At 73.7% G+C, this 22,264-nt stretch carries 18 protein-coding genes; 4 read left to right on the forward strand and 14 right to left on the reverse strand.

Going from position 1 to position 22,264, the window contains the following annotated elements; translation table 11 throughout:
- Positions 1–10: 10 nt before the first annotated feature.
- The 9 genes from ABZ340_RS27095 to ABZ340_RS27135 form a co-directional block, all read right to left on the reverse strand.
- Positions 11–1,387, reverse strand: coding sequence for an NAD(P)/FAD-dependent oxidoreductase (locus tag ABZ340_RS27095; protein WP_358784460.1), 1,377 nt, complete (start codon positions 1,385–1,387; stop codon positions 11–13).
- A 193-nt stretch (positions 1,388–1,580) separates the two neighbouring features.
- A complete protein-coding gene (locus ABZ340_RS27100; protein ID WP_358784440.1) occupies positions 1,581–3,323 on the reverse strand; it encodes a SpoIIE family protein phosphatase in 1,743 nt (580 codons plus the stop codon).
- Positions 3,320–4,378 (reverse strand): ATP-binding SpoIIE family protein phosphatase, encoded by a 1,059-nt coding sequence (locus ABZ340_RS27105; protein ID WP_358784441.1) that lies wholly within the window; start codon positions 4,376–4,378, stop codon positions 3,320–3,322. Before ABZ340_RS27105 ends, ABZ340_RS27100 begins: the two co-directional genes overlap by 4 nt.
- Positions 4,378–4,818 carry an anti-sigma regulatory factor gene (locus ABZ340_RS27110; RefSeq protein WP_358784442.1) on the reverse strand — a complete coding sequence of 147 codons (441 nt, stop codon included), beginning with the start codon at positions 4,816–4,818 and terminating at the stop codon, positions 4,378–4,380. Before ABZ340_RS27110 ends, ABZ340_RS27105 begins: the two co-directional genes overlap by 1 nt.
- Positions 4,818–5,228 (reverse strand): STAS domain-containing protein, encoded by a 411-nt coding sequence (locus ABZ340_RS27115; protein ID WP_358784443.1) that lies wholly within the window; start codon positions 5,226–5,228, stop codon positions 4,818–4,820. Before ABZ340_RS27115 ends, ABZ340_RS27110 begins: the two co-directional genes overlap by 1 nt.
- Entirely contained in the window at positions 5,225–6,124 is a 900-nt protein-coding gene (locus ABZ340_RS27120; RefSeq protein ID WP_358784444.1) for an STAS domain-containing protein, read from the reverse strand. The genes ABZ340_RS27115 and ABZ340_RS27120 overlap by 4 nt, the downstream gene beginning before the upstream one ends.
- Positions 6,125–6,341: 217 nt before the next feature.
- A complete protein-coding gene (locus ABZ340_RS27125) occupies positions 6,342–6,752 on the reverse strand; it encodes an STAS domain-containing protein (protein WP_358784445.1) in 411 nt (136 codons plus the stop codon).
- 162 nt (positions 6,753–6,914) lie between these two features.
- Positions 6,915–9,284, reverse strand: coding sequence for a SpoIIE family protein phosphatase (locus ABZ340_RS27130; RefSeq protein ID WP_358784461.1), 2,370 nt, complete (start codon positions 9,282–9,284; stop codon positions 6,915–6,917).
- 334 nt (positions 9,285–9,618) lie between these two features.
- Positions 9,619–13,896, reverse strand: coding sequence for a HAMP domain-containing protein (locus ABZ340_RS27135; protein ID WP_358784446.1), 4,278 nt, complete (start codon positions 13,894–13,896; stop codon positions 9,619–9,621).
- A 470-nt stretch (positions 13,897–14,366) separates the two neighbouring features.
- Here ABZ340_RS27135 and ABZ340_RS27140 point away from each other — a divergent pair, with 470 nt between their 5' ends.
- Both ABZ340_RS27140 and ABZ340_RS27145 read left to right on the forward strand, forming a co-directional pair.
- The gene (locus ABZ340_RS27140) at positions 14,367–14,738 is read left to right on the forward strand and encodes a PRC-barrel domain-containing protein (protein WP_358784447.1); all 372 of its coding nucleotides are present in this window, start codon (positions 14,367–14,369) and stop codon (positions 14,736–14,738) included.
- A 160-nt stretch (positions 14,739–14,898) separates the two neighbouring features.
- Positions 14,899–15,363 carry an ATP-binding protein gene (locus ABZ340_RS27145; protein WP_358784448.1) on the forward strand — a complete coding sequence of 155 codons (465 nt, stop codon included), beginning with the start codon at positions 14,899–14,901 and terminating at the stop codon, positions 15,361–15,363.
- Positions 15,364–15,416: 53 nt separating this feature from the next.
- On the opposite strand, the gene ABZ340_RS27150 is transcribed toward ABZ340_RS27145, so the two are convergent.
- Positions 15,417–15,851: an ATP-binding protein gene (locus ABZ340_RS27150; RefSeq protein WP_358784449.1), complete on the reverse strand. Its 435-nt coding sequence runs from the start codon at positions 15,849–15,851 to the stop codon at positions 15,417–15,419.
- Between the two features lie 325 nt (positions 15,852–16,176).
- Between ABZ340_RS27150 and ABZ340_RS27155 the strand changes: the two genes are divergently transcribed.
- The gene (locus ABZ340_RS27155; protein WP_358784450.1) at positions 16,177–16,464 is read left to right on the forward strand and encodes a DUF4190 domain-containing protein; all 288 of its coding nucleotides are present in this window, start codon (positions 16,177–16,179) and stop codon (positions 16,462–16,464) included.
- A gap of 253 nt (positions 16,465–16,717) precedes the next feature.
- On the forward strand, positions 16,718–16,951 hold the full coding sequence (locus ABZ340_RS27160) for a DUF6480 family protein (protein WP_358784451.1): 234 nt from the start codon (positions 16,718–16,720) through the stop codon (positions 16,949–16,951).
- An 81-nt stretch (positions 16,952–17,032) separates the two neighbouring features.
- Here the strand turns inward: ABZ340_RS27160 and ABZ340_RS27165 are convergent, their stop codons facing one another.
- From ABZ340_RS27165 to ABZ340_RS27180, 4 genes are all read right to left on the reverse strand, one after another.
- Positions 17,033–18,121, reverse strand: a complete 1,089-nt coding sequence (locus tag ABZ340_RS27165) for a glutamate--cysteine ligase (RefSeq protein ID WP_358784452.1) — start codon at positions 18,119–18,121, stop codon at positions 17,033–17,035.
- Between the two features lie 116 nt (positions 18,122–18,237).
- Positions 18,238–20,460 (reverse strand): 1,4-alpha-glucan branching enzyme, encoded by a 2,223-nt coding sequence (glgB, locus tag ABZ340_RS27170; RefSeq protein ID WP_358784453.1) that lies wholly within the window; start codon positions 20,458–20,460, stop codon positions 18,238–18,240.
- A gap of 4 nt (positions 20,461–20,464) precedes the next feature.
- Positions 20,465–21,826 (reverse strand): maltokinase, encoded by a 1,362-nt coding sequence (locus ABZ340_RS27175; protein ID WP_358784454.1) that lies wholly within the window; start codon positions 21,824–21,826, stop codon positions 20,465–20,467.
- Positions 21,827–21,857: 31 nt separating this feature from the next.
- A partial coding sequence (locus tag ABZ340_RS27180) for an alpha-glucosidase C-terminal domain-containing protein (protein ID WP_358784455.1) occupies positions 21,858–22,264 on the reverse strand: 407 nt, incomplete at its 5' end.

The raw sequence follows: 22,264 nt of genomic DNA on the forward strand, positions 1-22,264 counted from the left end.
CGGAGCCGGGTCACGACCCGACCCGGCCGGAACCCTCCACGTGCGCCCGCACCTGTTCCGGCGTCAGGTACGCGTCGGTGAACTCGAAGTCCTTCAGCTTGGCGGGCTTGCGGGCCTGGAATCCGGTCCGCACGAAGTCGTCGCCCGCGACCGCGTTGAGCAGCCAGTTCGTCATCACCCGGGCCTTGGCGACGTTGGTGCGCAGCGCCGACCAGTGGTACCCGCGGGCGACGGCCTGGGCGGGGACGCCCCGCAGCTCGACGCCGAGCGGCTTGGACACGGCGTCCTTGCCGCCCAGGTCGACGACGAGACCGAGGTCCTTGTGCACGTACGGCCGCATCGGCTGGTTGCGCAGGGTCGCGATGACGTTCTCGGCGACGTGCCGGCCCTGCCGCATCGCGTGCTGCGCGGTCGGCGGGCACACGGCGCCCTCCTGGCCCTTGGCGAGGTCGGGCACGGCGGCGGCGTCGCCCAGCGCGAACACCCCGTCGTGGCCCGGCAGGCACATGTCCGCGGTGACCGCGAGGCGCCCCTTGACCGTCTCCGCGTCCAGCGTGGCGATCAGCGGGCTCGCGACCACCCCGGCGGTCCAGATCAGCGTGCGCGTGGGCACCACCCGGCCGTCGGTGAAGGTGACCTCCGTCGGGCCCGCCTTCTCGATGGAGACACCCAGCGAGACCTCGATGCCGCGCCGGCGCAGGATCTCCTGCGCGCTGCGCCCGAGCTTCTCGCCCAGCTCCGGCATGAGCTTGGGCGCGATGTCGATCAGATGCCACTTGATCAGGCCCGGGTCCAGCCGCGGGTAGCGCTTGACGGCGGCGTGCGTCAGGCGCTGCAGGCACGCCGCGGTCTCCGTCCCCGCGTAACCGCCGCCGACCACCACGAACTGCAGCCGGGAGGTCCGCTCGGCCGGGTCCTGGCTGGCGTCGGCCAGATCGAGCTGGGAGATGACGTGGTCGCGGATGTACGCGGCCTCCGCGAGGGTCTTCATGCCGAAGGCGTTGTCGGTCAGACCGGGGATGTCGAAGGTCCGGGTGACGCTGCCCGGGGCCAGCACGATGTAGTCGTACGGCTCGTTCACGATCTGGTCGGTGATGGTGCGGATGACGCACACCTTCGCCTTCAGGTCCACGCCGATGGCGCCGCCCGGGATGATCCGGGTGCGGTACTTCCGGCTGCGGCGCAGGGACAGGGCGATCGACTGGGGCGTCAGCACCCCGGAAGCGACCTGGGGCAGCAGCGGCAGATAGAGCTGGTAGGCGAACGGCGTCACCAGCGTGACGTCGGCCTCGTGGGGGGCGAGTTTCCTCTCCAGGCGGCGGACGCACTCCACACCGGCGAAACCTGCGCCAACCACCAGGATCCTGGGTCGTGTCACGGTGTTCATCCCTTTCTGCGGCTCCAGGCGGTCTGCCTCGAACGCCATTCGCCTGCCCCTGGATCGCTGTTTCGCACCTCCTGCGATCACACCGCGCCCGCGGCCGTCGCGCGAGCCGGACGTGGCAGGCAGGCGAACGTCTGTGGCACCACCCTGCCCGCCGCGGCCGGGACGCGCACCGCGGAGGGAGCCCGCGGCGCCCTCAGCCCGTTTCGCTCAGGTGGCACAGGAGCAGGCACACGTCGTCGTCGCGCTCGGAGTCGCTCAGCAGGGGCTGCAGGATGCCGTCGGCCACGCCCTCCAGATCCGCCGCCAGCGCGGCGGGGCCGAACCCGCCGAGCGCCGCCGCCAGGCGCTCGATGCCCGGGTCTATGCCGTGGGCCCGCCGCTCGACCAGGCCGTCGGTGTACAGCGCCAGCGTCGCCCCGGGGCTCAGCCGCACGGTGTGGTCGGCGATCTCCTGCTTCAGCGGGATGCCGAGCATCGCGCCGGGCTTGGCGTCCAGGGTGTGCACCCGGCCGTCGGCGGTGCGCAGCACCGGCGGCGGATGACCGGCGGCGGCCCACGTCAGGGTCGGGTCGCCGGGCTTGAACCGCGCGATGACCGCGGTGGCGTACAGGTCCGGCTGGAGATGGTGCAGGAAGTTGTGCAGCCGGGTCAGCAGCCGGCCGGGGCTGCCGCCGTCCACGGCGTAGGCGCGCAGCGCGGTGCGCAGCTGGCTCATCATCACCGCCGCGTGCAGCCCGTGCCCGGTCACGTCGCCGACGACCGCGATCACGCTGCCGTCGGGCTGGCGGAAGGCGTCGTACCAGTCGCCGCCGATGTTCAGCCCGTACGTCGCCGGGAGGTAGCGCGCGGCCAGCTCCAGGCCGGGCGTGGCGGGCAGGTCCGTGAGCAGGGCGCGCTGCAGCGTCTCGGCGATGTCCCGGTTGTGCTCGAAGCGCCGGGCGTTGTCGATCGCGGTGCCGGCCCGCCGGGCCAGCTCGATCAGCATGACCGCGTCGTCCGGGTCCCAGCGCTCCCCGGGCGGAGTGAGCGTCAGCACGCCCAGCGACGTCCGCCGGGCCATCAGCGGGACGCACAGCAGGGGCCGCCCGGCGTGCAGCGCCGAAGGCGGCTGGTCGTCGACGCCGGGCAGGCCGCCCGGATGATCCGCGGCGTACTGCGGCCGGCCGGTGCGGGCCGCGACCACGGCCGCGGCCGGAAGCGGGGCGGGCCGGTGCGCGCCCGCCCCGGCCTCACCGTGGTCGGTGTGGTCGAACAGCCACACGTCGGCACTGCCGGCGTACTCGGGCACCAGCACCTCGCAGAGGTGGCGCACGATCTCGTGGTGGTTCAGCGACGCCGTCACCACCGCGCTCGCGTCCGCGAGGAACGTCAGCCGGCGACGGGCGCTCTCGGCCTCGTTGCGCGCCTTGCGCTCCGCGGCGAACGCCTCCCGCTGGGCCCGGCCCGCCGCGTCCAGCTCGGCGTGGAGCGCCACGACGCCCTGGTTGGTCTGGTGCAGCTCCTCCCGGTGGAAGGCGACCAGCTCCTCCTGCTCGGTGAGCTTGTCCAGCACCAGCGCCGTGTCCTCGTCGGCGCCCAGCAACGCCTCCGCCAGCGCCGCCGGGTCGTCGTCCGCCACCGGACCGGCCCCGGCGTCCTCCGCCGCCTCCGGGCAGGCCACCGTGGTCCGCCACGGCGGCGCTCCGGCGGCGCACGCCTCCGGCGACGGCGTCACCGTCACGTGCAGCAGGCACTGCGCCCCGGCGGACGTGTCCGTCTCCAGCGTGAGCCGCCAGGTGCCGCCCTTGGTGAGGCACTGCCGCAGCTGGGCGCTGAGCGAGGCCGCGAGCCGGGTGCGCTCCAGAGGCGGCACCCCGTGGGCGGCGGCCAGCCGCGCGGCGGCGATGCGGGCCCGTGCCGCATCGGTGACGGTGGAGATCTGCCAAGTACGCATCATGGGCGGTCCGGCGGGGTCGGGGTCAGCACGGCCACGGCGGTGTCGTCCCGCACCGGGCGGGCGGGACTGCTGGCGTCGCGTATCGTCACGGCGGCCGTCACCGCCGGATCGGCCGCGGTCCCCGGGCAGAACTCGGCCGGCGGGACCCAGCGGCTGGGCAGGCCGTCGCTGTGCAGGACCAGCAGCCGGTCCTCCGCCCAGACCGTCTCCTCCTCGCGCACGGTCGCCGGCCGATGCACGCCGACGATCCCGGGCCGGGACACCAGCGTCCGCCAGCCGCCGCCCTCGCACAGCCGCGCCCCCACGTTGCCGATCCCCGCGAACCGCAGCCGGCCCGCGCGGACGTCGACCTGCGCCAGGGCCACGGCCGCGCCGCGGGTGCCGCCGAGCGCCGTGTCCAGGTGCCGCAGCACCTCGGCGGGCGTGCGGTGGGCCGAGCCGCGCAGTGCCTCCACCGCGACGGCCGAGGCGCGGGCCGCCTCCGGGCCGTGGCCCAGACCGTCGGTCAGCATCAGCGTCACCCGGTCCCCGGACCGCACCCACGCCCAGGCGTCCCCGGAGTACTCCGCCCCGGCGAAGGGCACGTTGATCCCGCCGGCCCGGACCCCGGCCGTCCGGCCGGCACCGCGCGGAACGGCGGCGCCGACCCGGGCCAGCGCCACCGTGCCCCGGCCCGGGGCACTGTGCAGGCCGAAGTCGTCGGCGACGCGCCGGCACGTGCCGAGCCCGGCGCCGAGCGAGCGGGCCGTGGAGAACCCGTCCCGCAGGGCGGCGGACACGTCGGCGATCCCCGGACCGTGGTCGATCGCCGCTATCTGCACCACCCGCACACCCTCCCGGCCGTCGGCCGGGAGGGGCGGGTCCACGAGGTCGATGAGGACCTGGCCGCCGCCCGCGTGCTTGAGCAGATTGGTGGCGAGTTCCGTCGCCACCAGCGCCGCCGCCGAGGTGCGCGACTCGTCCAGCGCGGCGGCGGCCGCCGCCTGCTCGGCGGCGACCCGGGCGTCGCGCACGCGTGTCGAGTCGTGCACCGGAACGTCCCATACGCGCGGCATCAGTGCTCCTCACGCGGCCGTGGCGGCTGGGCCGTCCAGGAGGTCACCCGCACGGTCGTCCCGGCCCCCGGGGCGGTCTCGATCGCGAACTCGTGGACCAGACGCCGGGCGCCGCCCAGCCCCATGCCCAGGCCGCCACCGGAGGTGTACCCGTCGCTCAGCGCCCGCTCCACGTCCGCGATGCCCGGACCCTCGTCGCAAAAGGTCAGCCGCAGCCCGCGTACGCCACGGCTCTCCAGCGCCTCCGACTCCATGTGGCCACCGCCGCCGTGCACCAGGGTGTTACGGGCCAGCTCGCTGGCCGCGGTGACCAGCTTGGTCTGGTCCACCAGACCGAAGCCGAGCTGGGCTGCCGCCTGCCGCACATGCTGGCGCACCCACACCAGATCCATGTCCGACCGGATCGGCAGGCGGGCCTGAACGCCCGCGCCCGTGGTCATCACGGACTCTCCCGGCGCACGCCCACGCGGGGCGATCCCTGCGTGAGGAGGTCCATGGCCACCTCGGTGCTGAGCGCCGTGTCCAGTCCGGGCAGCGTCAGACCCAGCTCCACCAGGGTGATGGCGACCGCGGGCCGCATGCCGACCACGACCGTGCGCGCGGCCAGCAGCGAGGCCTGCGCCGCGATCTCCGCCAGCACCCGGCCGAGGAACGAGTCGACGATCTCCACCCCGGAGATGTCGATGATCACACCGGTGGCCCCGCTGCGCGTGATGGTCTCGGCGAGGTCCTGCTGCAACTGCTGCGCCGTACTGTCGTGCAGATCCCCCTGGAGCGTGACCAGGAGGACGTCACCGAGTCGCAGGACCGGCACATGTCCCGCGCCCGGGCCGGAGAACGCCTCGCTCACCGCTGACCCGCACCGTTCGCCGTCGGGCCCACGATGTCGGCCCCGAGCTGGTGCAGCGCGTACTTCAGCGCGTCGGCCAGCCCGGCCCGGGTGATCACCGTGCCCAGGTCCAGCCCCAGGTGGACGATGGTCTGGGCGATCGCGGGGCGGATCCCGGAGACGATGCACTCCGCACCCATCAGCCGGGCCGCCGCGACCGTCTTCATCAGGTGCTGCGCCACCAGCGTGTCGACCGTCGGCACCCCGGTGATGTCGAGGATCGCGAACCGCGCCTGCTGCTCGACGATGGCCTGCAGGAGGGTCTCCATCACCACCTGGCTGCGGGCGCTGTCCAGCGTCCCGATCAGCGGGACCGCCACGATGCCGTCCCACAGCTTGATGACGGGCGTGGCGACCTCCAGCAGCTGCAGCCGCTGCCGGTCGATCAGGGCCTCCCCCTCGCTCAGCGCCGTCTGCATGACGACCACCCGCAACGTGCCCATCAGCACGGTCAGCGTGGTGACGCACGCCCGCACGTGCTCGGCCGGGGCCTCGGCGAGATCGCTGAGCAGCAGGTTCTCCACGGGCGGGCGCAGGGTGGCCAGCTCGCTCGACACCTGGGCGGCGGTCAGGCCGGCGCGGCCCCGGGCGGCGCCCATCCGCGCCAGCTGCTCGCGCACCCCGCTGAACCCGGCCGCGTCGGGATCGTCCACCCGCGCGGTGTCCGCGACCTCGGCCAGCGCGTCCACGACGGCCTTGCCCGCCTCCACCGCCTCGTCCCGCGAGACGGTGAACACGGAGCGGAACAGCGGCTCGTCCGCCCACCGCTGGGCGATCTGCTCACGACGGCGGCGCAGGAATTCCCTGACCTCGTGAGTCGGCGTTCCGAGCGTGTCCTCCGCTGTGTGCTCCGGCACCTGCTTCACTCCTCATCCACGTTGCGTCGCACCGAACCGTTTCAGGCAACGGGACGGCTGTGTGACTCTGCCGGGCGACCACTGTAATCACCCGTCCACCTCGGACGACACCTCGTCCCTCGGAGACGATCCGGCCGGGTGGCACGGCGGTTGGCCGGCGTCGCGACGCACATCCTGGGAAGGAACAGCGGTTCGGGCGGGCGGCGGCCGGCCCGGCTCAGGCGTCCGGCCCGGGCGCCGGGTCCCCCTCCGGCTGTGGCACGGTCCCCCGGTCGACGAGGGCGAGCGCGTCGTCCGCGGTCTTGGAGACCGGCACCGTGATGCTCACCCCGGTCAGGTCCAGGATGCGCTGCACGGCCGGCGTGGGGTTGATGATGTGCACGCTCCCGGGGATCTCCCGGACCTCCTGGTACACGCGCAGGATGATGTTCATGCCGGAGGAGTCCATGAACGGCACCGCCGACAGGTCCAGCAGGAAGTGCCGCCGGCCGTGGTGGAGCTGGTTGGCCAGATGGTGCTGGAACTCCGTCGCCGTGTCGACGTCCAGGTAACCCTGCACCGTGAGCAGCGCCACATCCTCCCGGGGCAGCGACACCTCGACGGACAGCGGGTTCTGGGCAATGGGCACGAGTACCTCCAACAGAGCGGACGGCCAGGGCCGGTGACCCCTGCGGCGTTCCGCAGGCGTTCCTCACCGCGCCCGGGCGGTTACCCCCGAATCCCCGTCTCATGCCTGCCGGCCGGGCGGCGGGACGCCGTGACGTCCGCCACCCGGCCCGCAGGGACCCGGTCACCCGACCCTGATGCCCACGATGCACGTGTCGTCGTCCGTGTCCGACCGGCTGTAGGTGAGCAGGCGGTCCAGCTGCTGGTCCAGGGTGCTCGGCGCCGTGCGGGCGGTCGTCAGCAGCTGCGTCAGGGACTCCTCCACGGAGCGGTCGCGGCGCTCGATCAGGCCGTCCGTGTACATCAACAGAGTGTCCCCGGCCGCCAGTTGCAGCTCCGCCTCCTCGTACGAGGCCTCCGGCACCGCCCCGAGGAGCATCCCCTTCACCAGGGGCAGCGGAGCCGCCTGCGCCCCCCGGACCAGCACGGGCGGCAGATGGCCCGCCCTGGCCCACCGCAGCGCCCGGGTGGCCGGGTCGTACAGGCCGCACACCGCCGTGGCCGTGACCGCGCCCGTCAGGTGGTGCGCCACGATGTTCAGCCACGACAGCAGCTGCCCCGGCCCGGCACCGGTCACCGCCAGGCCGCGCAGCGCGTTGCGCAGCACGACCATGCTGGTGGCGGCCTCGATGCCGTGCCCGGCCACGTCGCCCACGCTCAGCAGCACCAGCCCGGACGGCAGGTGCACGGCGTCGTACCAGTCGCCGCCCACCAGGTGCTCGGTCTCGGCGGGCCGGTAGCGGACCGCCACCTGCAGCTCGGGCAGCCGCAGCGGGGCCTGCGTCGGCGGCATGATCGCGCGTTGCAGCTGCAGCGCCAGCCGGCTGCGCTCACTGGCCTGCTGCTCGGTGTGCGCCAGCTGGTCGCGCGTCGCGGCGAGCGCCACCTCCGTCCAGTGCTGGGCCGAGATGTCCTGGTACGCCCCGCGGACGAGGAGCAGCCGGCCGTCGGTGTCCAGCACCGGCTCGGCGACCACCCGGATGTGCCGGGTCACCCCGTCCGGCCGCTGCAGCCGGAACGCCGCCGACGCCGGCCGCCGGTGGTGCAGCAGGGTCCGCAGGAACCGGCCGATGGTGACGGCGTCGTCCGGGTGGGCGTACGCGGGCAGCTCCTCCAGCGGCACCGGCGTACTGGACTCCGGGCGCCCGTACAGGTCGAACAGCTGCCCGTTCCAGGTGATCTCCCCGGTGAGCAGGTTCTCCTCGAAACCGCCGATCCGGCCCAGGCGCTGGGCATGCTGGAGCAGGCTCGCCAGCCGCGCCGTCTCGTCCTCGATGCGCCAGATCAGCAGGACGGCGCTGCCGTGCCGGCTGACGCTGATGTCCGCGACCGCCGACAGCGGCACCTGGTCGACCAGCGCGGTCAGGTTCATGCGGCGGGCCCGGAACGGCTCGCCGGTGGCATACACCCGCTCCACCCGCTGGAACAGCTCGCTCTCCCCGGCGGCCATCGGGTAGGCCTCCAGCAGCAGCGCGCCGTTCACCACCGCGCGCGGCCGTCCGGCCGGGTCCAGGAAACGGTCGTTGACGTGGTGGATGCGGAAGTCCGCCAGGTTCCCGGCGGCGTCCAGGTGCGGCACCAGGACCAGCGCGGGGTCGTGCAGACCGTCGGCCAGGTCCATCAGCTCCGCCGCGTCCGGCAGCACCCGCGGCTCCTGTGCGGCGCCGGGCGGCGGACTGTACGTCTCCAGGGTGTGGGCGCACAGCTCCGCCAGGGCCTCCACCTGCCGCACGACCTGGGGCGGCTGCGGTTCCAGCGGCTCGGGCCAGACGATCTCCAGGACGCCGTGGATGCGGCCGCCGGTCCCGGCGGGCAGGGCGACCCGCCCGCCGTCCGGGTGCTGGTGCCGGCCCACGCTGGGCACCCCGGTCCGGCCGAGCGAGGTGATCCACTGTCCCTGGCGTTCGGTCAGGCCGCGCCGGGCCACCGTCGCCACGTCCGGCGGGACGTACCGCCAGCGGGCGGCCTCGGCGGGGGAGAAGCCGGCGCTGCCGGCCAGGGTGAGCGACCCGTCGGCGCCCGCCGCCCAGATCGCCACGGCCACCGCGCCCAGCGGGCGCAGCGCCTGCTCCAGCAGGGCGTCGGCGACGGCCTGGGTGTCGTCCGCCGCCAGCGCACCGCTCTCCGCCGCCCGCAGCCGCACGGCGGCCGACTCGGCCTCGGCGTCCGCGGCCTCCGCGGCGGCGGTGGCCGCGAGGAAGGCGTCCGTCACCTCCGACACCCGGTCCCGGGCGGCCTGGTTGATGACGTCGACCGCCAGCTCCAGCGGCGTCACCTGGGCCTGCTCGGCCAGCTCGGCGAGTTGCCGGGCGGCCTGGGCCGGGCCGCACCCGAGCCGCTCGACCAGGATGCCCTTGGCCAGTTCGATCAGGGCGCGCCCCTCGGCCTCCGCCTGCGCGGCCCGCACCTCGCGGCTGAGCCGCTCCACCGTGGCCGCCAGCCGGCCCACGGGGGAGAGCGGGGGGATGCCGAGGCCGCCCGGAACGGCGGGCACCCCCGGCGGGGCGGACGCCCCGGAGGTCCCGGAGATCCCGGTGACCTCGGAGGCCCTGGTGGCCTCGGAGATCCCGGTGGCCCCAGTGGCCTCGGAGGTCCCGGAGGCCCCGGCGACCTCGGAGGTCCCGGTGCCCTCGGAGATCCCGGTGACCTCGGAGGCCCCGGTGGCTCCGGGCGCGGTGGCCTCGAACCGCGGCTCGTCGCCGGCCTGTTCACTCGGATGCTCGGAGATACTCACGCTGTGACCGCTCCTCGGCTGCGGGGCGCCGCGGCTCGCGACGCGGGGCGCCGCGGGCCGCCCGGCCCTCCGGTGTACGGGACGGGGGCCGGGCTCATGCGGGCAGCCAGCGCCGGACGCAGGCGATGAGATCGCGGGTGTCCACGGGCTTGGTGACGTAATCACTCGCTCCCGAGGCGAGGGACTTCTCCCGGTCGCCGGGCATCGCCTTCGCCGTGACCGCGATGATGGGCAGCTCCGCGTACTGCGGCATCCTGCGGATCTCCGCGGTCGCCGTGTAGCCGTCCATCTCCGGCATCATCACGTCCATCAGGACCAGCGCGATGTCCGGGTTGTTCACCAGGGTCTCGATGCCCTTGCGCCCGTTCTCCGCGTGCAGCACCCGGAAGCCGTGCAGCTCGAGGATGCCGCTGAGCGCGAACAGGTTGCGCGCGTCGTCGTCGACGACGAGGACGGTACGGCCGGACGGCGAGGCGTCGACGGGCTGCGGCGCCAGACGCTTCGGCTCCTCGTGGCGCACCAGGGACAGGACGTCCCCGGGCTCCTCGGCGGACAGGTGCAGCGCGATGCGCTCGCGCAGCTCGTCGAGGCTGGAGAGGAACTCCAGCGCCCCGCCCGCCGCCCGCGACCGCAGTCCCTCCTCCAGGGCGGCGTCCGTCCGGTGACCGCTGTGCACGAGCACCGGCACGCTCGCCAGCGCCGAGTCGCCCTCCAGCGCCTGGAGGAACCGGGACGCCTCCTCGTCCGGCATGCCCAGCTCCAGGACCACGCAGTGGCAGGGGTCGGCGGCCAGGGCGCCCGCCGCCTCCTGCGCGCCCACGGCGGTGATGATGTCGACCGGGGGCCGGGCGACCGTGTCGTCCCGGCCGTGCGTCAGGTCCGCCACGACGCTCTCCGCGACGAGGGTGAGCAGCCCGCGCGGCCGTTCCTCCACGACCAGCAGCCGCCGGGGGCGCTGCCGCGGCCCGGCCGTGACCTGGGGCACCGCCGGCTGGCCGGCGAGCACGTCGGCGGGCGCGTCGGCCGGCTCCTGCTCCGGCACCTGGCCGCGGCCGAGCAGGTCCTCGAAGTCGGGCCGCGCCACGGGCAGGAACAGGGTGAAGGTGCTGCCCTGGCCGGGCGTGCTGTCCACCGTGACGGCGCCGCCGAGCAGCTGGGCGATCTCCCGGGTGATGGACAGGCCGAGGCCGGTGCCGCCGTACTTGCGGCTCGTGGTGCCGTCCGCCTGCTGGAACGCGCCGAAGATCGTCTCCAGGTGCTGTTCCGGGATGCCGATGCCGGTGTCCTTCACCCGGAACGCCACCACGGCACCGCCCCGCAGGACGCCCTCCGGCACCTCGTCGTCCGCCGCCGGTTCGACGCGCAGTTCCACGCCGCCCCGCTCGGTGAACTTCACCGCGTTGGACAGCAGGTTGCGCAGCACCTGCCGCAGCCGGGAGTCGTCGGTGAGCAGGTCCGCGGGCGCCCCGGGCGCGGTGGCGACCGTGAAGTCCAGCCCCTTCTGCGTCGTCATGGGCCGGAAGGTGGCCTCGACGTACTCGATGAGCTGGCGCAGCGTCACCCGCTCGGGCGCCACGTCCATCTTGCCCGCCTCGACCTTCGACAGGTCCAGGATGTCGTTGATCAGCTGGAGCAGGTCCGAGCCGGCGGAGTGGATGATCTGCGCGTACTCGACCTGCTTGGGGGTGAGGTTGCGCGACGGGTTCTGGGCGAGCAGCTGGGCGAGGATGAGCAGGCTGTTGAGCGGGGTGCGCAGTTCGTGGCTCATGTTGGCCAGGAACTCCGACTTGTACTTCGACGCCAGCGACAGCTGCTGGGCGCGGGCCTCCAGCTCCTGCCGCGCCTGCTCGATCTGGAGGTTCTTCGCCTCGATGTCCCGGTTCTGCGCGGCCAGCAGCGAGGCCTTCTCCTCCAGTTCGGCGTTGGAGCGCTGGAGCTCCTCCTGCTGCACCTGCAGCTCCGTCGACCGGGCCTGGAGTTCGGACGTCAGGCGCTGCGACTCGGCCAGCAGCTCGTCGGTGCGGGCGTTGGCGACGATCGTGTTGAGGTTGACGCCGACGGTCTCCATCAGCTGGGCCAGGAAGTCCTGGTGGATCTGGGTGAACGGGGTGACCGACGCCAGCTCGATCACGCCGAGCACCTGGCCCTCGACCACGATGGGCAGCACCACCAGCGCGGTCGGCACCACCTCGCCGAGGCCGGAGGAGATGGTGACGTAGCCGGGCGGCAGCTCGTCCACCGTGATGGTGCGGCGGCTGCGCGCGGCCTGGCCGACCAGGGTGCGGCCGAAGGCGATGCGGGTGGGCCGCGGATCGTCCCCGGGCCGCCCGTAGGAGCCGACGAGCCGCAGCTCCGGGCCGTCGTCGCCGTCCTCGGCGAGGTAGAAGGCGCCGTACTGCGCCGACACCAGCGGCACCAGCTCGTCCATGATCAGCTCGGCGACCACCGGCAGGTCCCGGTGCCCCTGCATCAGGCTGGAGATCCGGGCGAGGTTGGTCTTGAGCCAGTCCTGCTCCTGGTTGGCCCGGGTGGTCTCGCGCAGGGACTCCACCATGGAGTTGATGTTGTCCTTGAGCTCGGCGACCTCGCCGGACGCCTCCACGGTGATCGAGCGGGTCAGGTCGCCCTCGGCGACGGCGCTGGCGACCTCGGCGATCGCACGGACCTGCCGGGTCAGGTTGCCCGCGAGCTCGTTGACGTTCTCCGTCAGGCGCTTCCAGGTGCCGGAGACGCCCTCCACCTCGGCCTGGCCGCCGAGCCGTCCCTCGGTGCCGACCTCGCGGGCCACGCGGGTGACCTCGTCGGCGAAGGCGGAGAGCTGGTCGACCATCGTGTTGATCGTCGTCTTCAGTTCGAGGATCTCGCCGCGGGCGTCGACGTCGATCTTCTTCGACAGGTCGCCCTTGGCCACCGCGGTCGTCACCAGCGCGATGTTGCGCACCTGGCCGGTGAGGTTGTTGGCCATCGAGTTGACGTTGTCGGTGAGGTCCTTCCACGTGCCGGCCACGTTCGGCACGTGCGCCTGGCCGCCGAGGCGTCCCTCGGTGCCGACCTCGCGGGCCACCCGGGTCACCTCGTCCGCGAACGCCGACAGGGTGTCGACCATCGTGTTGATGACCCCGGCCAGCGCCGCGACCTCGCCCTTGGCCTCCACCGTGATCCGCTGCGACAGGTCGCCGCGGGCCACGGCGGTGGCGACCTGGGCGATGGAGCGCACCTGGCCGGTCAGGTTCGACGCCATCACGTTGACGTTGTCGGTGAGGTCCTTCCAGGTGCCCGACACCCCGCGGACCGTCGCCTGCCCGCCCAGGTTGCCCTCGGTGCCGACCTCGCGGGCGACGCGGGTGACCTCGTCGGCGAAGGCGGAGAGCTGGTCGACCATCGTGTTGATGGTGTTCTTCAGCTCGAGGATCTCGCCGCGGGCGTCCACGGTGATCTTCTGCGACAGGTCGCCCTCGGCGACCGCGGTGGCGACCTGGGCGACGTTGCGGACCTGGGCGGTGAGGTTGCCCGCCATGAAGTTCACGGAGTCCGTCAGGTCCCGCCAGGTGCCCTTGACGCCCTTGACGTCCGCCTGCCCGCCGAGCCGCCCTTCGGTGCCGACCTCGCGGGCGACGCGGGTGACCTCGTCGGCGAAGGCGGAGAGCTGGTCGACCATCGTGTTGATGGTGTTCTTCAGCTCGAGGATCTCGCCGCGGGCGTCCACGGTGATCTTCTGGGAGAGGTCGCCCTTGGCCACCGCCGTGGTGACCTGGGCGATGGAGCGGACCTGGCTGGTCAGGTTGCCCGCCATGTGGTTCACGGAGTCCGTCAGGTCACGCCACACACCGGCGACCCCCGGCACCTTGGCCTGGCCGCCGAGGCGCCCCTCGCTGCCGACCTCGCGGGCCACGCGGGTGACCTCGTCGGCGAAGGCGGAGAGCTGGTCGACCATCGTGTTGACGGTCTCCTTCAGCTCCAGGATCTCCCCCCGCGCGGGCACGTCGATCTTCTGCGACAGATCGCCCTTGGCCACCGCCGTGGCCACCTGGGCGATGTCCCGGACCTGGGTGGTCAGGTTCCCGGCCATGGCGTTGACCGAGTCCGTCAGGTCCGCCCAGGTGCCCGAGACCCCCGGCACCTCGGCCTGCCCGCCGAGCGTCCCCTCGGTGCCGACCTCGCGGGCCACCCGGGTCACCTCGGAGGTGAACACGGACAACTGGTCCACCATGCCGTTGAAGACCTTGGCGATGTCGCCCATCAGCCCGTCGGCGTCGTCCGGCAGCCGGGTGCCGAAGTCCCCGTCCCGTACGGCCGTCAGGCCCGCCAGGAGCCTGCGCAGCTCCTGGTCGCCCGGCACCGTGCCGACGGTGCCGGCGCTGTCGCTGGTCATGCGCACCCTCGTTCCGCTCCCCAGGAGCCCCCGGGGGACCGAGGGCTCGGAACTGTGCCGGACCGATCCCGGACCGGCAGGTCGTGCGTGCATTTCCGCAGTTCACGGATCTGCGCGACGAAGAAATACGCCAGAGGCTAACCCACGCGGCGGGCCCGGAACAAAGCACGGTGCCGCCTGGCGCACCCCGGAAGGAAAGCCGGGCGCGCCCGTGCATGGCCCGCGGAGACAGGGGTACTCGTCCGGGTTTTCGTCTCCGCGTCCGCGAGGCGGCCAGGCTGCGGGCGCCGCCGCGCGCCTTCCGCGCGCCGGGCCTCCCCGGGAAAACCCGGGGAGGCCCGGCGCGCCCCGCCGCCGGGCCGCCGTGCGATCCGAATGCGGATGCGAGAGCCGGGTATCAGGGAGCTGTGGAGCCGCCGGGCAGGACCCGCCGCCCGGCCGCTGCCGGCACAACGGGAGGGAAGCAGCAGTTGCCCATGGACAGCATCTGGTCGTACCGGCCGCACAGCGGCCACGTCGAGGGACAGGACCTGACGGGCTGCACGGTCGTCGCCGGCGACGGCACCATCGGTCACGTGGACCGGGAGGCCGCCCCCTACGGTATGCGGCACCTCGTCGTCGACACCGGCGTCTGGGTCTTCGGCCGGAGCGTTCTCGTGCCGGTCGGGGCCGTCACGGGCATCGACACCGAGGCCCGGAGGATCACGCTGTCCTGCACCAGGGCGGAGGTCAAGGCCGCTCCCCGCTTCCGGACCGACAGCGAGACCATGGACCGTGCGTATCTCACGGCCGTGGGCGACTACTATCACGGGCTGCCGCCTCGGCAGGCCTCCGCGACCTGACCTGACCGGGCGCGGTACGACACCCGCGGGACGCCGGACGTCGCCGGGAGACGTGAGCGGCAAGGGTGACACGACGGCCGGCGCACACCGCGGCGGCCACGGCCCGGGCGTCCGGAGGAATCACCGGTGCGCGGGGAGCGGAAACGGGGACACGGCAGACATGGAACCAACCGACGGCACCGCTGCGGCGGCATCCGGCGACGCGCCGGTGAGGATCCCGGTACGGGGCACGGTGGACAGTGCGGCGAGCGCACGGGCGTACGCCCGGTCCGTGGTCGACGCGGAATGGGACGCGGCGGGCCGCCCGGCGCGCGAGCAGGACGTCATCGACCTGCTGCTCGTCGTCTCGGAGCTGGTCACCAACGCGATCCGGCACGGCGGCGGACTGGCCGGCTTCGAGGCGTGGGCCACCTCCGGCGGCGTACGGGTCGCCGTGCACGACCACAGCGAGGTCGTCCCCGAGGCCGCGCTCGGCGCGGCTCCGCTCCCCACCGGGCACCACGTCAGCGGATACGGCTGGCCGCTCATCGTCCGCCTGGCGCGGGAGGTCGCCGTCGACCGGCGGCCCGGGGGTGGCAAGACGATCAGCGTGCTCGTGCCGGTCCGCCCCGCCGGGTCCGCCTGACCCGGCCACCGCCGGCCCGTGCCCGGCCCCTTGGTCTCCCGGTCTCCCCGGTCTCACCAAGGGAGGAACACATGGATGTCCTTGCCCCGCTCGTGGGTGACGACGCTGACCTGGTCGCACAGCGTGTGGATCAGATGCCAGCCGATGCCGCCGCCCCCGCGGTTCGGGTGGAAGGGGCGGGGCGCCGGCGGGGTCGGGCTCGTGTCGTGCATCACCACATGGACACCGTCGAAGGTCCGGCGCAGGGTCAGCTCGAAGGGGCCCGGGGCGTACTGGACCGCGTTCGCGGCCAGTTCCGTGACGACCAGGAGGATGTCGTCCCAGTGCTCGGGGGCCGTCGGCGGGGACACGCGTGACAGGTCGTAGAGGAACTCCTCCGCGACCAGTCGCGCGCCCGTCACGTTGTGCAGCTCCCCGGCGAAGCCGGCGGTGCGGTTCGTGATCTCCTCGGAAGCCAGTGTCTTGTCCCAACGCGGCTCGGCTGCCATCTCGCCTTCCAGGCCCGGCATCAGCAGGGCAGTCGTTCTTTCCCTTGCGTCCCCCTCGTCTGCTAGTTCCCGTGCCGGCGGAGCCTACGCGCCTGTCGACTCCCGGTGACGGCCGCGCCACTCACGGCTGCCGGTCCCCGCGGTCCACCGCGCGCCCCGCCTTCCCTACAGGTTCCCCCGCGCACCGGGCCCGGCGCGTGAATTCCCGCGAATACGCCGGGAATACGGGGGGTGCGCGCGGGCACCCGGACGGTGGCGAACACACCGGGCGCGCCCCGCCGAGGGGCGCGCCGCCGTTTCCATTCCCCGACACAGGGAGATTCTGATGACGGGTTACGGCAGTTCCCCTGCCGCGTCCGCCGGGTCGCGCACCAACGGACTGGCCATCGCGAGTCTGGTGTGCGGGATCATCGGGCTGTTCCTCTTCAATGTGATCCTCGGGCCGATCGCCATCGTCCTGGGAGCCGTCGGCCTGCGGCAGGCACCGGCCAAGGGCGGCGCGGGCATGGCCAAGGCCGGGATCGTCCTCGGCATCGTCGACCTGGTCCTCTTCTTCGTCCTGATGGCGGTGGCGGCGTCCGGTGGCGGCTTCACCTGGTACGTGGGCGGCTGACCGTCCCGCGGCCGGTCCTTCGCCGGACCCCGCGGGACGCATCGCCCGGCTCGTCCCACCGCGCCGGTTCCCTCGGCCCGGCCGGCTCCCGCCGGCCGGGCCGCGCCGTGTGCGCACCGCGCCCGGCGGGTACGGACTGTGACGGCGCCGGCGGCCGCCGACGACGGCGGCTCCGGACCCGGCCCGGACGGGCGCGGACGGCGGAAGTGCCCGCCCGCTGATGCTCCCGTCCGGATCGGGGGACCCGGACGGCATGAGTTACACGAATCCCGACCCCGAGCCCGAACGCACCACCGGTCTGGAACCGGGAGGCGGCGTGCCGCCCGGCGAGACCCCGCCCGCGGAGAGCAGCCTGCCCGAGGCGGGCCCGCGTGAGGTGCACAACCCGCCCAAGGGCTGGGCCAAGGCGCCGCTGACCCTGATCCTCGGCCTGGTGGTCCTGGTCGCCGCCTTCTTCCTGGTGTACGCCCTGGTCCTCATCTTCTGAGACCTTCTGAGGTCTTCTCGAGACCCTCCGAGACCTTCCGGGATCCTCCGGCTCTTCCGGACCGGGCCGGACGGCGGGACGTCAGCCCTGGGTGCGGCGCACGCACTCGGTCACGACGTCCCGCAGGCTCCCCGTGCGCTCCAGCAGTTCCCGCTGGACCCGGGCCCCGTTGCCGTGCCGCAGCAGCCCGGCGGCGGACTCCCGGGCCCGGTCGAGGTCGCCGGACGCCTCCAGCGCCTCCCCGACGTGCTCCAGCAGGGCGCGTACGACCGCCTCCGCGGGCATGCGGCGCATGGTCGCCGGGTGGAGCAGCTCCTCGGTCAGGCCGGACCGGGCGGCCCGCCAGGCGGCGAGCCGCAGCAGGCTCACGCTGGGGTCGGCGGGCTCCCGCCCTTCCCGCCACTCCCGCGCCGCCGTGTCCACCAGGGCGCGCGCCAGGATCGCGATGAGGGCGGCGGTGTCCGCGTCCAGGCAGACGTCGGCGACCCGGAACTCCACGGTCGGGTAGCGCTGGGAGAGCCGGACGTCGAAGTAGACCATCGCCTCGTCGAGGATGGTGCCGGTGGCGACCATGGCCGCGACCCGCCGGTGGTAGCGCTCCGCCGACCCGAACAGCTCGGTGGGGCCGGCCGAGGGCCAGCGCTGCCAGACCCGGCTGCGGTAGCTGCTGTACCGGCTGTCCTTGCCCTGCCAGAAGGGGGAGTTCGCGCTCAGCGCGGCCAGCACCGGCAGCCAGGGCCGCACCCGGTCGATGACGGCGACGCCCTCCTCGTCGGACTCCACCGACACGTGCACATGGCAGCCCAGGACGAGCTGCTCGTGGACCACGACGCCGTACTGGTCCTCCATCCACCGGTAGCGGCGGCCCATGCCGACGGCCGGGGTGACGGGCAGCGGCGAGGTGGCCAGCGCGGCGACGGCGCAGCCGATCTCCCCGGCGTGCCGCGCGGCCTCCCGGCGGCAGCGGACGATCTCGGCGTGCAGACGCTCCATGTCCGCCTGCGGGTGCGTGGCGAACTCCAGCATCTGGTCGTGGAGCTCCTTCTCGAACACGTCCTGGTCGCCCGGTTCCCGCTCGGCCCGGGCGAGCACGGCGGCGGACATCGCCCGGGGTTCTCCGGTCTCGGGATCGACCAGGAGGAGTTCCTCCTCCACTCCGACGGTGCGCAACGTGAGGCCGCCTTTCTGTGATGCCCTGCTCGCGGCGACGACGAGGGTTTTCGCCGGTCGTACGACCCCGCCTGCCCCGCCGGGGCCGGTCGGACACCTGGCCGCGCCGCGCGGGATCACAGATCGGACGGCACCAGCCACACCGTGGCCAGCGGCGGCAGCGTGAGCCGCAGGCCCCCTTCCTCCGGCTTGACCGGGCCCGGGTTGGTCACGTCGCTGCCGCCGTAGTGCGCGGCGTCGGTGTTGAGGACCTCCTGCCAGGCGACGGCGTCGTCGCCGACGTCGAGCCGGTAGTCGTGGCGAACCACGGGGGAGAAGTTCGACACCGCCAGCAGCGGGGCCCCGTCCGTGTCGTAGCGCAGGAACGCGAAGACGTTGTCGTCGGCGGCGTCCACCGCGACCCAGCGGAAGCCGCCGGGGTCGGTGTCGCGCCGCCACAGCGCGGGGGTGGCGCGGTAGACGGTGTTCAGGTCGCGCACCAGGTCCCGCACCCCGCGGTGGTCGCCCGCCGAGTGGTACCCGTCCTCCAGCAGCCACCACTCCGGGCCCTGCTCCTCCGACCACTCGGCACCCTGGGCGAACTCCTGCCCCATGAACAGCAGCTGCTTGCCGGGGTGGGCCCACATGAAACCGAGGTAGGCGCGGTGGTTGGCGCGCCGCTGCCACCAGTCGCCCGGCATCTTCGACACCAGCGCCTGCTTGCCGTGGACGACCTCGTCGTGGGAGATCGGCAGGACGTAGTTCTCGCTGTAGGCGTACACCATCGAGAAGGTCATCTCGTGGTGGTGGTACTTGCGGTGCACCGGCTCGTGGGCGATGTACTCCAGCGAGTCGTGCATCCAGCCCATGTTCCACTTGAAGCCGAACCCGAGGCCGCCGGCGTCGGTGGGCCGGGTCACCCCGCCCCACGCGGTGGACTCCTCCGCGATCGTCACCACGCCGGGGCAGCGCCGGTAGACGGTGGCGTTCATCTCCTGGAGGAACGCCATCGCCGCCAGGTCCTCCCGGCCGCCGTACACGTTCGGCTCCCACTGGCCGGAGTCGCGCGAGTAGTCCAGGTAGAGCATGGAGGCGACCGCGTCGACGCGCAGGCCGTCGATGTGGAACTCCTCGCACCAGTACACGGCGTTCGCCACCAGGAAGTTGCGCACCTCGGTGCGGGCGAAGTCGAACGTGTACGTCCCCCAGTCCGGGTGCTCCGCCCGCCGCGCGTCCCCGGGCTCGTACAGCGGGTCCCCGTCGAAGCGGGCCAGCGCCCAGTCGTCCTTCGGGAAGTGCGCCGGCACCCAGTCCATGATCACGCCGATGCCGGCTTGGTGGAGGGAGTCGACCAGGTACCTGAAGTCGTCCGGCGAGCCGAGGCGGGCGGTGGGCGCGTAGTACGACGTCACCTGGTAGCCCCAGGACGGGCCGTAGGGGTGCTCGGCGACCGGCATCAGCTCGACGTGGGTGAAGCCGAGGTCCTTGACGTACGCGGGGAGCTCCTCGGCGAGCTGACGGTACGTCAGCCCCGGTCGCCAGGAGGGCAGGTGGACCTCGTACACCGAGAACGGGGCCTGGTGCGGGGGCGTGTCGCCCCGGTTCCGCATCCACTCCTGGTCGCCCCACTCGTAGTGCGACGCCGTCACCACCGACGCCGTGTTCGGCGGCTCCTCCGCCCGGCGCGCCATCGGGTCGGCCTTGAGGAACCGGTGCCCGTACTGGGAGGTGATCTCGAACTTGTACCGGGCGCCCTCCCCGATGCCGGGCAGGAACAGCTCCCACACGCCCGACGCGCCGAGGGACCGCATGGGGAAGGCGGTCCCGTCCCAGTAGGTGAAGTCCCCGGCGACCCGCACCCCGCGCGCGTTCGGCGCCCACACCGTGAACCGGGTGCCGGCCACGCCCTGGTGGGTCATCGGCTCCGCGCCCAGCGCCCGCCACAGCTGCTCGTGCCGCCCCTCCCGGATCAGGTGCAGGTCGAACTCGCCGAGGGCGGGCAGGAACCGGTACGGGTCGTGCACCTCGTACTCGGCGTCCTCGTACGCCACCACCAGGGTGTACTCGGGGATCTCCGCCAGGGGCAGGACGCCGGAGAACAGCCCGTCCCCCTCCGACACGAGAGGATGCCGCTCGCCGCCGGCGGCCACGCTCACCGCGCGGGCGAAGGGGCGCAGCGCCCGGAAGGCGATGCCGCCGGGCACCGGGTGGGCGCCCAGCAGGGCGTGCGGATCGTGGTGGGCGCCCGCCAGCAGGCGCCCCCGGTCGGACGGGTCCAGGGGAGGGGCGGCCCCCACCGGCCCGGAGGCGGTGGGGGCGGGACCGGACGGCTCGGGGAGCGAGGTGTCGCGCAGGGCCACGGTGTCAGTCTCCTCTCACGGCGAGTCGTTCGATCGCCGCCATGGGAACGGGAAGCCAGTCGGGGCGGTGCCGCGCCTCGTACAGCACCTCGTACACGGCCCGGTCCGTCTCGTAGGCCCGGAGCAGACCGTGCTTCTTGCGGGGGTCCCACCCGGCGTGGGCGGCGTACCCCGCGCAGTAGGCCTCACGGCAGCGGCGCGCCCACTCCGGCCGCCAGGGGCGGCGCTGGCGGGCGGCGTAGTCGAAGGAGCGCAGCATGCCGGCGATGTCCCGCACGGGGGAGTGGGCGCTGCGCCGCTCGGACAGCGGCCGGGACGGCTCGCCCTCGAAGTCGATGACGAACCACTCCCGGCCCGCCCGCAGCACCTGCCCCAGGTGCAGGTCGCCGTGGATGCGCTGAGCGGGGGGCCCGACGTCGCAGGTGGCGAGCGCGGCGAAGGCGGCCCGCAGCCGGGGCACGAACGGCTGGAGCGCCGGCACGCAGTGCGCGGCGGCCGTCAGCCGCTCGGTCATCGCCGCCGCCGTCCGCCCGTTCTCCCCGGGAGCGCCGGCCGGGAAGGCGGAGGCCAGCGCCAGGTGCACCTCCGCCGTCGCCCGCCCCAGCTCGTGGGCCTGCGCGGTGAAGTCGTCCCCCGAGGCCAGCGCGTTCAGCGCCAGCGTCCAGCCGTCGGAGGCGCCCGGCAGGAACGGCTGGAGCACCCCGAGCGTCGCCTCGTACGGGTGGGTGGTGCGCAGCCACGCCACGGGCGCCGGGACCCGGCCGCAGCCCTGCCGGGCCAGCGCGCCCGGCACCTCCAGGTCCGGGTTGACGCCGGGCTGGATGCGCCGGAAGAGCTTCAGGATGAACTCGTCGCCGTACACCAGCGAGGAGTTCGACTGCTCGGCGTCCAGCAGCCGCGGCACCAGCCCGCCCGGCACCGGCCGGGACGGGTCGCACTCGAAGCGCAGCGGGCCCGCCTTGCCGGGGCGGCGCAGCCGCTCCAGCAGCAGCTGGGCCGCGCGCGGGTCGTGCAGCGCGTCGTAGACCGTGCGCCCGGCCAGCGGGCCCTCCTGCACCTGGCCGATGACCGCCCGGCCCAGACGCGGCGCGGGCTGCTCGCGGACCCCGAGCAGCAGCTGGTAGCAGTCGCCGGCCGGGGGAGCGCCGCCGGGCGCGGGCACGGTGCCGTGCCCCGCGTGGACCAGCAGGTGCAGGCAGCCCGGGAAGAGCTCGGTCATCGACAGCAGGCCGAGGTCGGTGACGGGCCGGTCCTTGCCCGCGAACCAGCGCTGCCGCGGCAGCCACTCGTGCAACAGCCCGCCGAGCGACACCATCGGCTCGGCGAGACGGGTACGTCGCGGGCGCAGGGATGCGGTCTTCGGCATGGTGACGCGTCCTTTCCTCGGCCTGTGCCGTTCACAGCCGGCGGCCGATGCGGGATGCGACTCGGGTGAGCCGGAACCAGTAGAAGCCGTGGCCTCCGAGGGTGAGCAGGTACGGCAGTTCACCGATGGCGGGGAAGCGGACCCCGCCGAACAGCTCGACCGGATGACGGCCGGCGAACTCGCGCAGGTCGAGTTCGGTGGGCTGCGCGAACCGCGCGAAGTTGTTCACGCACAGCACCAGGTCGTCCCCGTTCTCCCCGTCCGAGGGGGCCTCCCGCAGGAAGGCGAGGACCGCGGGATTGGAGGACGGCAGTTCCCTGTAGGAGCCGAGGCCGAAGGCCGGGTTCTGCTTGCGGATCTCGATCATGCGGCGGGTCCAGTGCAGCAGCGAGGACGGCGAGGCCATGGACGCCTCGACGTTCGTCACCTGGTAGCCGT

The organism is Streptomyces sp. NPDC006134 (genome assembly GCF_040628835.1).
In the GTDB taxonomy this organism is placed as follows: Bacteria; Actinomycetota; Actinomycetes; order Streptomycetales; family Streptomycetaceae; genus Streptomyces.